The organism is Ruegeria sp. CDSA033, assembly GCF_059612305.1.
On the sequence record NZ_JBXWQI010000011.1, the window covers coordinates 79,365 to 92,935 of the forward strand.

12 protein-coding genes are annotated in these 13,571 nt (G+C 55.9%); 7 read left to right on the forward strand and 5 right to left on the reverse strand.

What is annotated here, in order from left to right; translation table 11 throughout:
- Positions 1-5: 5 nt before the first annotated feature.
- The 3 genes from oppB to AC2FLA_RS14825 form a co-directional block, all read right to left on the reverse strand.
- Positions 6-929, reverse strand: a complete 924-nt coding sequence (gene oppB / locus AC2FLA_RS14815) for an oligopeptide ABC transporter permease OppB (RefSeq protein ID WP_113790780.1) — start codon at positions 927-929, stop codon at positions 6-8.
- Between the two features lie 65 nt (positions 930-994).
- Positions 995-2,623: a peptide ABC transporter substrate-binding protein gene (locus AC2FLA_RS14820; protein WP_496723153.1), complete on the reverse strand. Its 1,629-nt coding sequence runs from the start codon at positions 2,621-2,623 to the stop codon at positions 995-997.
- Positions 2,624-3,027: 404 nt separating this feature from the next.
- Complete coding sequence (locus AC2FLA_RS14825; protein WP_496723155.1) at positions 3,028-4,251, reverse strand: lytic murein transglycosylase; 1,224 nt, start codon at positions 4,249-4,251, stop codon at positions 3,028-3,030.
- A 199-nt stretch (positions 4,252-4,450) separates the two neighbouring features.
- Between AC2FLA_RS14825 and AC2FLA_RS14830 the strand changes: the two genes are divergently transcribed.
- From AC2FLA_RS14830 to AC2FLA_RS14855, 6 genes are read left to right on the forward strand one after another with little or no spacing between them, the layout of a single operon-like run.
- Positions 4,451-5,413 (forward strand): cytochrome ubiquinol oxidase subunit II, encoded by a 963-nt coding sequence (locus AC2FLA_RS14830; protein WP_496723157.1) that lies wholly within the window; start codon positions 4,451-4,453, stop codon positions 5,411-5,413.
- A complete protein-coding gene (locus AC2FLA_RS14835; RefSeq protein ID WP_496723159.1) occupies positions 5,410-7,500 on the forward strand; it encodes a cbb3-type cytochrome c oxidase subunit I in 2,091 nt (696 codons plus the stop codon). The genes AC2FLA_RS14830 and AC2FLA_RS14835 overlap by 4 nt, the downstream gene beginning before the upstream one ends.
- On the forward strand, positions 7,497-8,129 hold the full coding sequence (locus AC2FLA_RS14840; protein ID WP_496723161.1) for a cytochrome c oxidase subunit 3: 633 nt from the start codon (positions 7,497-7,499) through the stop codon (positions 8,127-8,129). The genes AC2FLA_RS14835 and AC2FLA_RS14840 overlap by 4 nt, the downstream gene beginning before the upstream one ends.
- On the forward strand, positions 8,122-8,448 hold the full coding sequence (locus AC2FLA_RS14845) for a cytochrome o ubiquinol oxidase subunit IV (RefSeq protein WP_058277205.1): 327 nt from the start codon (positions 8,122-8,124) through the stop codon (positions 8,446-8,448). Before AC2FLA_RS14840 ends, AC2FLA_RS14845 begins: the two co-directional genes overlap by 8 nt.
- Positions 8,449-8,481: 33 nt before the next feature.
- A complete protein-coding gene (locus AC2FLA_RS14850; protein WP_496723163.1) occupies positions 8,482-9,462 on the forward strand; it encodes an HlyD family secretion protein in 981 nt (326 codons plus the stop codon).
- Entirely contained in the window at positions 9,459-10,982 is a 1,524-nt protein-coding gene (locus AC2FLA_RS14855) for a DHA2 family efflux MFS transporter permease subunit (protein ID WP_496723164.1), read from the forward strand. The genes AC2FLA_RS14850 and AC2FLA_RS14855 overlap by 4 nt, the downstream gene beginning before the upstream one ends.
- On the opposite strand, the gene AC2FLA_RS14860 is transcribed toward AC2FLA_RS14855, so the two are convergent.
- Positions 10,979-11,341 carry a fluoride efflux transporter FluC gene (locus tag AC2FLA_RS14860; RefSeq protein WP_496723165.1) on the reverse strand — a complete coding sequence of 121 codons (363 nt, stop codon included), beginning with the start codon at positions 11,339-11,341 and terminating at the stop codon, positions 10,979-10,981. The genes AC2FLA_RS14855 and AC2FLA_RS14860 overlap by 4 nt on opposite strands.
- The gene (locus AC2FLA_RS14865; protein ID WP_496723167.1) at positions 11,338-11,829 is read right to left on the reverse strand and encodes a FluC/FEX family fluoride channel; all 492 of its coding nucleotides are present in this window, start codon (positions 11,827-11,829) and stop codon (positions 11,338-11,340) included. Before AC2FLA_RS14865 ends, AC2FLA_RS14860 begins: the two co-directional genes overlap by 4 nt.
- Before the next feature lie 132 nt (positions 11,830-11,961).
- Between AC2FLA_RS14865 and AC2FLA_RS14870 the strand changes: the two genes are divergently transcribed.
- A complete protein-coding gene (locus AC2FLA_RS14870; protein ID WP_496723168.1) occupies positions 11,962-13,542 on the forward strand; it encodes an FMN-binding glutamate synthase family protein in 1,581 nt (526 codons plus the stop codon).
- Positions 13,543-13,571 lie beyond the last annotated feature (29 nt).

Below are 13,571 nucleotides of genomic sequence, written 5' to 3' on the forward strand. Positions count from 1 at the left end.
GCCCCTCAGTAACGGATTTTCGGATCGAACCAGGCATAGGCCAGGTCGGTCAGCAGGTTTACGAGAACGGTCAGGACGCCATACAGAATCGTGACCCCCAACAGCACCGCGTAATCACGCGACAGCGCGGACCCCACATAAGCCTGCCCTAGTCCGCCGGTCGAAAAATAGATGTCCACAAAGACCGAACCGGTCAGAACGTAGACGAAGACCGGTCCTAGATAGGACACAACGGGCAGCAAGGTTGGTTTCAGCGCGTGGCGCCAGATCACGGTTCTTGTCGGCAGACCCTTGGCGCGGGCCGTGCGGATGAAGTTCGAGTTCAGAACTTCCAGCATCGATGACCGCGTGATCCGTGCAATGGACCCCATGTATGAGGTCGCAAGCGCGATAACGGGCATGATCAGGTACGGCCACTGGCCGCCATTCCAGCCACCACCCGGCAGCCACCCCAGCCACAAGGTGAAGGTCAAGATCAGGATCGGACCCATGATGAAGTTCGGCAGCGCTTGCGCTGCGATTCCCAAACCAACAGCAAGATAGTCGATCCAGCTGTTGTGCTTGATCGCAGCGGCAATCCCCAGCGAGACTCCGACGGTTGTTGCGACCAGGAAGGACAGCGAACCGTAGGTCAGCGAGATCGGGAAACCCTGCGCGATGATGTCATTTACATCCCGGTCCTTGAACTTAAAGGACGGGCCGAAATCAAAATGCACGACGATGTTGTACAGATAGTCCCACAGCTGTTTCCACAGCGGTTGGTCCAAACCGTACCGCGCCTCGATATTGGCCAGCACAGCGGGCGGCAGTGGCCGTTCCGAGGTGAATGGTCCACCTGGCGCGAAGTGCATCAGAAAGAAACTTGCAACGATCAGCAAAAGGATCGTTGGGACGGCGATCAGCAATCGCCGGACGATATAGGCAAGCATTTCATGCCCCCATTATTGGCTTTGCCCCGGAAAGAACTCCGGGGCAAAGCTTGGTCTAAGGAAGATTATTCGGCGGTTTTGTAGAGGTTCTTGGAATACCAGTTCTGCTCTACGTTTTTGACCGGCCAGTTACCGACATCGCTGTCCATCATGTAGACTCCAGCATAGTGATAGATCGGGATAACGGGCGTCTCTTGCGCGATGATACGCTCGACCTCGGTGTAGAGAGGTGCCGCATCGTCAGATGTTTTGGCTTCGGACAGCAGTTCATCAACGCGGGTGTTGTTGTACTTGCCGTCGTTATAGCCGGAATCCGACTGTAGCAGGTCGAGGAAGGTCGAGGCTTCGTTATAGTCGCCACACCATGCCCCGCGTGCCATATCGAAGTTCTGGTTGCCACGCTCTTCCAGGAAGATTTTCCATTCCATGTTGGCCAGCTCGGCATTGACGCCCAGCTTTTGCTTCCACATCTGGCTCAGGGCCACGGCGACTTTTTTGTGCGCTTCCGAGGTGTTGTACACCATCTCAAAGCTCAGTGGGTTGTCGGGACCATAACCGGCTGCGGCTAGCAGTTCCTTGGCCAGTTCGTCGCGCTCGGCCTGGGACATGGACGCCATTTCTACGTCTGGAACGTCAAAGCCAGCGGTTGCTGCCGGGGCAAAGGTATAAGCCTGCGGCTGCCCACCTGCCATGATGTTCTCGGTGATGATCTTACGATCAACTGCCAGGGACAGCGCCTGACGAACGTTCGGGTCCTTGAAGGCTTCGGGGCCACCATCGGACAGGTTGAACGTGTAATAATAGTTACACAGGCGCGGGAAGCTGATTGCTTCTTCCGGATGCTCTTTTTGCAAGCGCGGGAACTGACCTGCTGGAACTTCTGTGCGGTCCAGCTCACCTGCCAGGTAACGGGTCAGCGCGACGTTTTCGTCGTTGATGACCAGTGCCACGACTTTTTCGATGATCGTGTTGTCGTTGTCCCAGTAGTTTTCGTTCCGCTCACGAACCGAACGTTCCTGCGGCAGATGCTCGGTCAGGACGTATGCCCCGTTCGAAACGATGTTTTCTGGCTTGGTCCAGGCGTCGCCAAACTCTTCGACAACTTTCTGCGGGGCAGGGAAAGTGGTCGAATGCGTGGTCATTTGCGGGAAGTACGGCAGCGGTGCGCTGAGCGTCACTTCAAGCGTATGGTCGTCGATGGCTTTAACACCCAAGTCGTCAACCGACTTGTCACCTGCGATGATTTCAGATGCGTTCTCGATCGACATCAGTTCCATGAACCACGCATAGGGCGAGGAAAGGGCGGGATCGACGGCACGTTTCCAGGCGAAAACAAAATCGCCGGCAGTTACCGGATCACCATTCGACCACTTCGCATCGTCGCGCAGGGTAAAGGTGTAAACGTCTTTGGTGTCGTTGGTGGTGTAACCGGTGGCAACACCGGGGACCAGATTGCCGTCTTCGTCCTGGTTCATCAGGCCTTCGAACAGGTCACGCACGATCTCGGCGCCGGAAACATCTTCGACAACCTGAGGGTCAACCGAGCTGTGTTCGTCCAAGATACGATAGGTAAAGGTCTGGTCATCCGCCAACGCTTCGCCGGTAGTCGGATGGGTTCCGGCGGCAAATGCAGCCCCGGTGATCATGGTCGAGGTCAACAGCCCCGCAAGAGATGTACGAATATACTTGTTCATGTTTTTCAACTCCCGTTTATTATTCGGCAACCCACGCGCATCCCTTCCGGATGGCTGAAGGCCACCATGTTTGTCCGACCCAGAAAGAGACCAGGACTGGTTCGAATTTTGCTTTTTCAGATCGCAATGAACACCGCGTCGCAGTCTTTCGGTTTGCAGTCGGGAACGTGTTTGCAAAAGTCGCCTTTCACTGAGGTCGAACGTGGCATTATTTCAAAAAAGGTTAAAGCCTTTGCCTGAAAATTGGGCAACCAGAGGTGGATTGTGAATGGAAACGGGGGGGCAGCGGAAATTTTATGTTGAAACTCGGAGGCTTCGTGACATTTTCGTGAAAGGCGACGATTTTCGTTTGGCTGTTGCCGTCGGGTCAAACAGCTGAGGGGGCTCTGGATCAGGGCGAATCGCTACTGTTTCAGGCTGGCCTTCATGCCCGCGTCAGGAAAGCAGGTCGGAGCCTGGCCGATCGATTCTTGCCAACGTCCGATCGAGCGGCGGGTTTTGAAACCCGGTAGGCCATCTGCCCCGCCCACGTCGTGTCCTTGTTGTTCCAGTGTGCGTTGCATGGACGCTATGTCAGACCGGTACAAGTTTCCCACCTTGCCCCAGCGTCCTGTGAAATCGCCAACGCCATATTGAATGCGGTCTCCGACGTGTCCAACGAACAAGGCATAAAGATCGCTTTTGTTGTATTCCTTGAGGACATAGAAGTTCGGTGTGACGACAAAGGCAGGGCCGTTCCGCCCTGCGGGCATCATCAAATATCCGTCTCCGGCCAGTTCATGTTTTGGAAACGGCTTGCCTGACACACGCGCAATTCCCATTTCGGCCCAGTCCCGAATGGGTCTGCCTTGGTCAGGGCCTTCCAGTGCGCAGGATATGGTGTCAGGAACTAGGACCTCGAACCCCCAATCTCGCCCGGTCCTCCAGCTATGCTGCGCCAGATAGTTTCCGATAGAAGCAATTGTATCTTCGGCTGAGGTCCAAATGTCAGCTTTTCCGTCCGCGTTTCCGTCGGCCGCATAGGTCAGAAAATTGGAGGGCATGAATTGCGGCTGGCCCAAAGCGCCCGCCCAGCTGCTTTTCATTGTGCCCGGCGGTGCATCGCCCGCTTCCGCGATTTGCAGCGCCGCGATCAGCTCTTTGGTAAAATAGTCAGCGCGGGTACTCATGAACCCTTTGGTGCCCAGCACCTGGAAGGTGTTGTGCCGAATGGGAACTTGCCCATAGCCGCTCTCACGACCCCAGATGGCCAGAATGATGCGGGCGGGCACGCCTGTTTCGGCCTCGACGCGCGCCAAGGTTGCGGCGTGTCGCCGGGCCATCTGTCGTCCGACAGATGTTGCGCCCTGAACGGAACCCGCGTTGAAATATCGCCCCGGAGAGCCAAATTCCGCCTGTTTTTGTCGTTTCGGGGTTTTGATCGGTTGCCCTGGCGGCACCAGATCCGGCAATTTCCAGTTCAGCGTCACACCGTCAAAGGCCTGTTGCATTGTGCGTCTGGAAACGCCCTTGGCTTTGGCCTTTGGCCAGATGGTGTCTTGCAGCCAAGACTGGAATTGTCTTTCAACCGCAGCACGATCTTGCGCGGTTGCACTTGTGGACAGGCACCAAAGACCCAGGACGAACATGATCCATCGCATCGCTTAAGGTCTGGCTTGGTCAAAGCCGCAAGTCAACAGCGGTTTTCCCGTGGTTTTGTCTGCGCCTATTCCCACCGTTGATCAGGGTCGGCGGCCGAGCACCGACCTATTTGGGAAAAAGCCTTGAGAAATTTCATTTGTCTGCCGATAGTTGGCGCGAGAGATTGCTTTAGGAGGACAATCAGGCGTGGCCCTATTCCGAATGTCACCAAAGGCGATGCAGGTTGTGATTGTCGCCGCGGCTCTCTCTGCTACGGCGCAAGCTGCCTGTGCAAGTGACAGTTTCATGGACCCACAAGGTCCGATTGCCGCTGTCCAAAAAGTGCATCTTTTCCGCGCAACTGTCCTGATCCTGTTGGCGGTTGTTCCGGTTCTTGTTCTGGTGCCGCTGATTGCCTTTCGGTATCGGCGGCGCAAAGAAGGCGGAGCCATATACCGGCCCAAGTGGGATTTCTCCGGTCCGTTGGAGTTCGTTATGTGGGGCGTGCCGGTTCTGATTGTCGTGCTGCTATCTTTCTATCTGTGGAAGGCGACCCACCGATTGGACCCATATTCGGATCGCTTTGGCGAAATGCCCGCGCTGAACGTTCAGGTCGTCGGATTGGATTGGAAATGGCTGTTCATCTACCCCGATCTTGGCATCGCCAGCGTCGGAGAGCTTGGCATCCCCGTCAAACAGCAGGTCGCAATGACACTGACGACCGATACTGTGATGCAGTCCTTCATGATCCCTGCTTTGGCAGGCCAAATTTATGCAATGCCCGGTATGACTACGGAATTGCATGTTGTGTCGGATGTGGCTGCAACAATGCAGGGGGAGAACACCCAGTATAACGGGCGCGGGTTCACCAAACAGAAGTTCCAAACCGTTGCCATGTCCGTCGAGGAATTCAACGAATGGGTCGACAAGGTGCGCAGTAACGGCATTGCGCTGAATGACGAGACCTATCGCATTTTGGCCATGCGGACGGACCGGGACGAGGTGCAAGCCGCGTTGGGAACCGCGCAAATGCCAGATAACGCGTTGTATTTCACGCTGGAGGACAGCAACCTGTTTCATTCAATTGTGCATCGGTATCACGGCAACAATGCTCTGACCGCCGACCAGCAGCCGGGGACGGTGGAATTCGGGCAGGAGGCGCAGCAATGACCACCAATGGTTCTGGCTTCTTCGGCCGCCTGAATTGGGACGCGTTTCCGATTACAGGGCTTATTCAGAATCCCAATACGAACGAGATTGTCGCCAACACTGCCGCTGCGATAGTGATCGTCGGTGTCATCGTCGTCGTTGGATCATTAACGTGGTTTCGCCTTTGGGGACCATTGTGGCGCGATTGGCTAACCAGTGCGGATCACAAGAAGATCGGCATCATGTACATCGTCTTTGCAATCGTCATGCTTGCGCGCGGCGTTTTGGAAGGCGTGGTAATGCGGGCGCAGCAGGCAGCCGGTCCGGGCGATGGATTTCTTAAGGCCGAGCATTTCGCCGAACTATTTAGTACCCATGGCACGATCATGATCTTCTTCGTCGCCGTTCCGTTTGTGTTTGGGCTGGCGAATTTCCTGATCCCGCTGATGATCGGGGCGCGCGATGTGGCCTTTCCTGTGATGAACCAGATCAGCCTTGGTCTGACCGTCTCAGCCGGGATGATGCTGATGGTATCGTTGGTGGTGGGCGAGTTTTCGACCGGCGGCTGGACAGCATATCCGCCATATACCGGTGCGGCGTTCAATCCCGGTGTTGGCCCTGACTACTGGATCTGGGCGATCGTCGTCTCTGGTGTCGGAACCACACTGACGGGCATCAATTTTGCTGTCACGATCTATAAGCTGCGCGCGCCTGGCATGAAATTCATGCGGCTGCCGATGTATTGCTGGACAATCATCTGCAGCTCAATCCTGATCGTCTTTGCCATGCCGCCTCTAGGCGTTGCCGCACTGATGCTGGCAGCGGACCGGTATCTGGACTTTCATTTTTTCACCAACGACCTTGGCGGCAACATGATGAACTATGCCAATATGTTCTGGCTGTTTGGTCATCCCGAAGTCTATCTGCTGGTTCTGCCGGCCTACGGTATCTACTCTGAGGTCTTCGCAACGTTCTCGGCCAAGCGCCTGTATGGCTACAACTCTCTGGTTATCGCTACGATGTCGATTGCGGTGTTGTCATTCACCGTCTGGCTGCACCACTTCTTCACCATGGGTCAAAGCGCGCTGATCAACGCCGTGTTTGGCATCGCGACAATGCTGATTGCTATCCCGACCGGCGTGAAAGTCTATGACTGGATGGCTACCTTGTTCCGCGGGCGAATCCGGTTTTCGGTGCCAATGCTCTATGGGTTGTCTTTCTTAATGTTGTTTGTCATCGGCGGGCTATCCGGTGTGATCCTCGCAAACCCAACAGTGGACTATCAGGTCCACAACACGCTATTTCTTGTCGCCCACTTCCACAATGTCCTGTTGCCGGGTGTGCTGTTCGGATTGCTTGCCGGATACAATTATTGGTTCCCCAAAGCTTTCGGGTTCCGCCTGAACGAATTCTGGGGCCGCGTCTCGGTTGCGTTGTGGACCGTCGGGTTCATGCTGACATTCCTGCCGCTGTATTTTGTCGGCCTGATGGGAATGCCACGCAGGTCATTCAGTTGGGAGGACCCGAGCTTCCACCCGTACATGATCGTTGCCGTCGTCGGCGCGCTGATCATATTGGCGGCTTTGCTGTCGGTGATCGTGCAACTGTGGGTTAGTATCCGTGATCGGGAAAAGGCACGAGTTCCGGTCGGTGATCCGTGGGATGCGCATACGTTGGAATGGTCGATCCCGGCCCCGCCGCCTTCCTACAATTTTGCCATCATCCCCCATGTGACCGATCGGGACGATTTTGCTGCCGCGAAAGAGCGCGGCAACGCGTACCCGTCGCCTGATGCCTATGAGGATATCTCGGTTCCGCTGAACACTGGCATAGGCTTCAGTCTCTGCGTGCTCAGCGGGGTTTGGATGTTTGCGCTGGTCTGGTGGATCTGGTGGCTGGCGGCGCTGATGACAATCTTTATGCTCGCGACCTTTATCGCATGGACGTTCAAGGCCGAAACAGAGCGGGTCATTCCGGCAGACGACGTGCGTAAGCAGCACGAAGCCTGGTTGGATCTGGTGCACAATTCTACGCCCGTTGACCGTGATCACGAAACTGCCCCGGAAAATCGCGGGTTGGCCCGCCCTGATCTGGAGGCCGTGACATGAAACGCGCGCCCACCCACAGTTACCCCGGTCTGAACCTTGGGCGGCGGCATGCAAGTGCCGACAAAGCTAGCGAAGTCGTTACCTTCGGGTTCTGGGTCTTTTTGATGAGCGATCTGGTCTATTTCGGGCTGATGTTCGCGATCTACATCACGATGATCGACGCACAGGCCGGCGGACCGGGGCCGCACGAATTGTTCGACCTGAAAAGCGTCTTTGCCCAGACGCTGATCCTTTTGACCAGCAGTCTTACCGTGGGTCTGGCGATGCTTGCGCTCAAATACAACCTTCCGCGGTGGCGGATCGTATTCTGGTTCTTCGTGACACTGGTTCTTGGTCTCAGTTTTCTGGTTCTGGAAATGCGCGACTTCATGGCGATGGCCGAAAAGGGGGGTAACCCACAGCGCAGTGGGTTTTTGTCAGCATTCTATGGGCTGGTGCCTTTGCACGGTCTGCACGTCACGGCCGGGTGCATTTGGTTGATCGTGCTGGGTATTCAGCTACGAATTTTTGGCCTTACCGATTTGCTGATGTCTCGCGTGGTACGGCTGGCGCTGTTCTGGCATTTTCTGGACCTGATCTGGATTGGCATCATCACTATCGTTTATTTCGGAGGGCTGACCTATGGATAAGCGCAGCGAAATGCATCGCCGCGAGCGTCGCCGCTATGTAATCGGTTATGGTGGGTCGTTATTGTTGACCTTTGCAGTATTTGGAATCGCTTACCGTTTCGGCATTGAGACAAAGGGCGTTTACCTTGCAATCAGCCTGCTCGGATTGGCTCAGCTGATCGTACAGCTGGTTTATTTCCTGCACATCGACCGACGTCGCAGCAGCCGCGAAGATCTGGACCTTATCCTGTTTTCCACGATGGTGCTGCTGATCATCATTCTTGGAACTGTTTGGATCATGGGTAATCTGGCGGTTCGGATGCACACGTTTCCAATGTGACGTTCGGCCAAGCCAAATAAAGGGGGCTGGTTCATGAAATCTCTTAAGGTCGTTGGCGCGGTGGTCATCTTGGGCGCAATTGCCGTCGGGCTGCTGTTGTACTGGCGCCATCAGGAACGATACCCTTCGACCGATGACGCCTATGTGGGGGCGAACATCATCTACGTGGCGCCACAGGTCACCGGTCAGGTTGCCGAAGTGCTTGTGATTGAGAACCAGCCGGTCAAAACTGGGGACTTGCTGTTCACAATCGACGATACGCAATTCAAAGCTTCGGTCGATCAGGCTAAGGCCAACCTCGACAGCGCGGTGCAGCAGGCGCAGTCTTACGGTACGCAGATCGCGGCTGCACAAGCGGTGGTCGACAGCACGCAGTCGGCCTACAATACGGCTCAGAGCAATCTGGAACGTGCTAAGGCGCTGTTTTCAGATGGTGATTTGGCGCAGGCGTCACTGGATCAAACCAGTTCGGAATTTGCGCGCGCCGCGGCGCAGCTTACCACAAGCCAATCCGCTCTATTGGCCTTGCAAAGCGGTCTAGCGGCAAAACAGGATGATATTCTGTCATCGCAAGCCCAAGTGGAAATTGCGCAGGCCAATCAGAATTGGACCAAGATTTTCGCATCGGCAGATGGGTGGATCGCAAACCTGACACTCAGACCTGGATCGTCGGTTTCAGCTAACGCGCCGCAGTTTTCCATCGTCGAGTCGTCTGATTGGTGGGTAGACGCCAATTTCAAAGAGACATCACTGCCACGAATTCGTCCGGGTCAGCAGGTCACGGTAAAGATCGACATGATGCCGGGCGTCACCCTGACGGGCAAAGTTGCGTCAATCGGACGGGGGTCGGGGGATACGTTCTCGCTTCTGCCGTCCGAGAATGCCAGCGGCAATTGGGTCAAGGTGACGAGGCGCTTTCCGGTGCGGGTTGAACTTGATCCTACGGATGCCCCATTGCGCGTGGGTGGCAGTAGCAAGGTGACCGTGGATACCACACCGCAGGCCCAAAAATGATATCCTCGGCAGCAGGCCACATCAATCCGGTGATTGTGGTTGCTGTCGTTCTCAGCGCTATTCTTGAGGTGCTCGACAGTACAATCGTCAATGTCGCGCTGCCCCATATTCAGGCGGCGTTCGGCGCAACAACCGATCAGGCCACGTGGATACTGACCAGCTATATTGTGTCGGCCGTTGTGGTCATGCCACTGACGGGCTTTGTCGCCCGCCGTGTCGGCCGTCGACGTCTGATCCTGACCGCTGTGACCGGGTTCGCGACGATGTCAGTCATGTGTGGCCTGTCCTGGAGCCTTGAGACCATTGTAGCCTTTCGCCTGGCCCAAGGCATGTTCGGGGCGTTTCTGATCCCGTTGTCCCAATCCATTCTATTCGACGCCTATCCCCGTGAAAAACGTGGGCAGGCGATGGCGGTCTTCGGTTTGGGAGTCGTCGTGGCCCCGGTGTTGGGACCAACAGTGGGGGCGATCCTGACCGAGTATTTCTCTTGGCGGATGGTATTTTTCGTGAACCTGCCGGTAGCCGCGATGGCGTTACTTTTGTTGGCCGGAGAGTTGCCAGACGACGAAACCGAAGAGGTTCGCATCGATTGGAAAGGTCTTGCCCTTCTGGCCATTGGCATAGGCTGCCTGCAATTTGTTCTGGATCAGGGAGAGACCAAGGACTGGTTGTCATCGCGTGTCATTCAGGTTGCCCTCATCGCGTCGATTTTGGGTGCGTTTGGGTTCATCATTCACGTGCTGACCACGGAAAAGCCGGTTGTCGATTTGCGGTTTTTCGCGGATCGCAATTTCGCGCTGTGCAATCTGGTTATCGCCGGATTTGCCATTTCGCTGTTCGGAGGTATCGCGATCCTGCCGACTTTCGTTCAGAACTTGCTGGACTATCCAGTCATCACATCGGGCCATTTGTTTATCCCGCGAGGGGTCGCCGCCGGGCTGTCGATGGTCCTGACCGGCGCTGTTCTGGTCACGCGGTTCGATCCGCGTGTTCTGGCCGGGCTGGGTATGCTTTTGACGGCTGTCAGCAATTTCATGATGGGGGCGCTCAACATGGATGCTGGATTTTGGGAGCTTGCCTGGCCAGGGGCGGTAAGCGGTCTGGGAATGGGGCTGGTGTTTGTGCCGATGTCGATATTGGCGTTTGAAAGCATCTCCAAGTCGCGGCAGGACGAGGCATCCGGCCTGTTCAATGTGACCCGTCAGCTTGGATCATCAGTCGGAATTTCCTTGGTCGGAACTTGGGTCGTTCGGGGCCTTCAAACAAACACTGCAGTTCTCAGCCAAAACGTGACGCCTTATAACCCCGCCGCCCAAGCCTATCTTGCGCCACTGAACCTGACACCGGACAGTGCGCAGGGGGCCGCCATTCTGGGGCAGGAGATCGCGCAGCAGGCTGAACTGATTTCATATCTAACCGTCTTCAACAATCTGGGGCTTTTGGCTTTGGCGACCATTCCGCTGCTGTTCTTTTGCAAAGCACCTAAACCTGGAACGCAGGAGTCAGTGCCTGCACATTAACGCATCAGGAACAAGCCAAATGCCAGCGCCATCCAGCAAAGACCCAGGCTGAGCAATACATTGGCCGCCGCCAGCGCGATGGTTCGTTCGCGTCTGAGTTCCAGCGACTGATAGGCAAAGCTGGAAAACGTCGTGAAGCCGCCGCAAAAACCAAAGACCAGGCGTTTTTGTTCTTCGCCCATCTCTATTGATCCGCCAAGATAGCCGATCCACAACCCCAGCAGCATGCTACCCAGAACGTTTACAATCAGGGTCGAAAACGGCAGGTCATGAACAATCCGCAGTGCGATCCAGTGGCGAAAAACGGCCCCTAAACCGCCGCCCAATCCGAACATGGCGTGCAGGAACAATTCGTTCATTCAGTCGCCCTCGGTGGATGAAAGCGCCTTCCGATAGCCTCACCCAAAATGGCGGCTGCCAGTCCCGCCGCGATTTCCAACGCGGCGGCCGAAGCCGCAACCCAGATGTTAGACAAGGCCAACCGCTCCAATTCGGAAACAAACGAGGAAAAGGTCGACAGGCCACCACAAAAGCCGACTGCGCCAAGATGCAGAACATGGGCATGGACGCGGTTTCGCACCGAATACAGCCACCCCAGTATGAAGCAGGCCACTATATTGATGCCAAAGGTCTGCGTCAGAAATCCGGCATGCGGCATGCTCACCGAGAACAACTCGCGCAGCAGCGACCCAACTGCGCCACCAATGAACACGGCTCCGAACATCAATGCCGTGGTCCGAACATGCGTTCGTTTCTGTGTCACAGCCTGCCGTCCTGCCTCTATCCCGTTTCTTCGGGCATAATAGCTGACGTTGCCCGGATCAACCGTGACCAATGTCCGCGCCATATTTCACATCTTCGCCCGATTACGTGAAGGCGGGCACAATCGCTTGCAATCTAACAGCGATTTGGCCCACGTTTGCCGAACACCTCGCCTGCTACAGCAGGCTGGAAAGCACGCGACCTTGGGAGAGCACGAATGATTGTACGCAGACTCTATTACTTCATTGCATATGTGTGTCTGCCGCTGACCCTGTTGTGGGGTTTTTTCTGGCCGCCCGCCCATTGGTTGCTGGTGGTGCTCATTCCATATGCCGTGATCGGCCTTTACGACATGCTGACGACCAAACACAACGTGCTGAACAACTATCCGGTCCTGGGGCATTTCCGGTACATGCTGGAATTCGTCAGCCCGGAAATCCGGCAGTATTTTGTGGAAACCAACGAAAGCGGTCGCCCTTTCAACAGGATCGTACGCTCGCTGGTCTACTCGCGCGCCAAGGGACAGGTGGATACGCAGGCATTTGGTACGCAATACGACGTCCTCTCAGTCGGATATCATCGTGCCAACCACTCGCTTGCGCCCAAGCATGTGGATGAAAGCGAAGAACGGATCATGCTGGGTGGGCCGCAATGCACGCAGCCATATAGTGCGTCGCGGCTGAACGTCTCTGCCATGAGCTTTGGGGCGCTCAGCGCCAATGCGATCCGGGCACTGAACGGCGGGGCCAAGGACGGCGGATTTGCGCATAACACGGGTGAGGGCGGCCTGTCCCCGCACCATCTGGCCGAGGGTGGCGACATCATTTGGCAGATCGGAACAGGCTATTTCGGCTGCCGCACGCCCGAGGGTGGTTTTGACAAGGACCTGTTTGCCGAAAAGGCAAAAAAGGACGTTGTCAAAGCGATTGAAATCAAGCTGTCGCAGGGGGCCAAACCATCGCATGGCGGTGTGTTGCCTGCCGCAAAGGTGGATCAGGAGATCGCCGAAATCCGTGGCGTGCCCGAACATCAGGACGTGATATCTCCGCCTATCCACTCTGCCTTCGAAGGCCCGAACGGTCTGATCCATTTTGTGCAGCATCTGCGGGAAATGTCTGGCGGCAAACCAATCGGGTTCAAGCTGTGTATTGGTAGACCGTCCGAGTTTATGGCGATTTGCAAGGCGATGCTGGAAACAGAAATCCTGCCGGACTTCATCACAATTGACGGTGCCGAAGGCGGTACCGGTGCTGCCCCGGTCGAATTCACCAACCGGTTGGGCATGCCGCTGAACGAGGCGCTGATTTTCGTCAACAACTGCCTGCGTGGTGTGGGTTTACGCGACAAGATCCGGATCATCTGTTCGGGTAAGGTAGCCACCGGCTACGATATGGTCGAAAAATTCGCGCTGGGGGCAGATATGTGCAACGCGGCGCGCGCGATGATGTTTGCCGTAGGATGCATTCAGGCGCTGCATTGCAATACGAACCGCTGCCCGTCCGGCGTTGCCACTCAGGACCCGATACGGGGCAGGGCGGTCAATGTTCCACAAAAACGCCAGCGCGTGCACCGCTTTCACGATGCGACATTGGAAAGCTTCCGCGAACTTTTGGGCGCTATGGGCAAAGACAAAGTGTCAGACCTTCACCCGATAGATATCCGCCGCCGCACGGCAGACGAGCGGGAACGGTCTTATGCCGAACTATATACCCTTATCGACGAAGGCGTTTTGTTGACAGACGCAATACCGTCCGACTACGCGGCCGATTGGAAATTTGCCTCGGCGGACCGCTTTTAATTTTTTTTGGCTATTTCGCCAAGGATTGA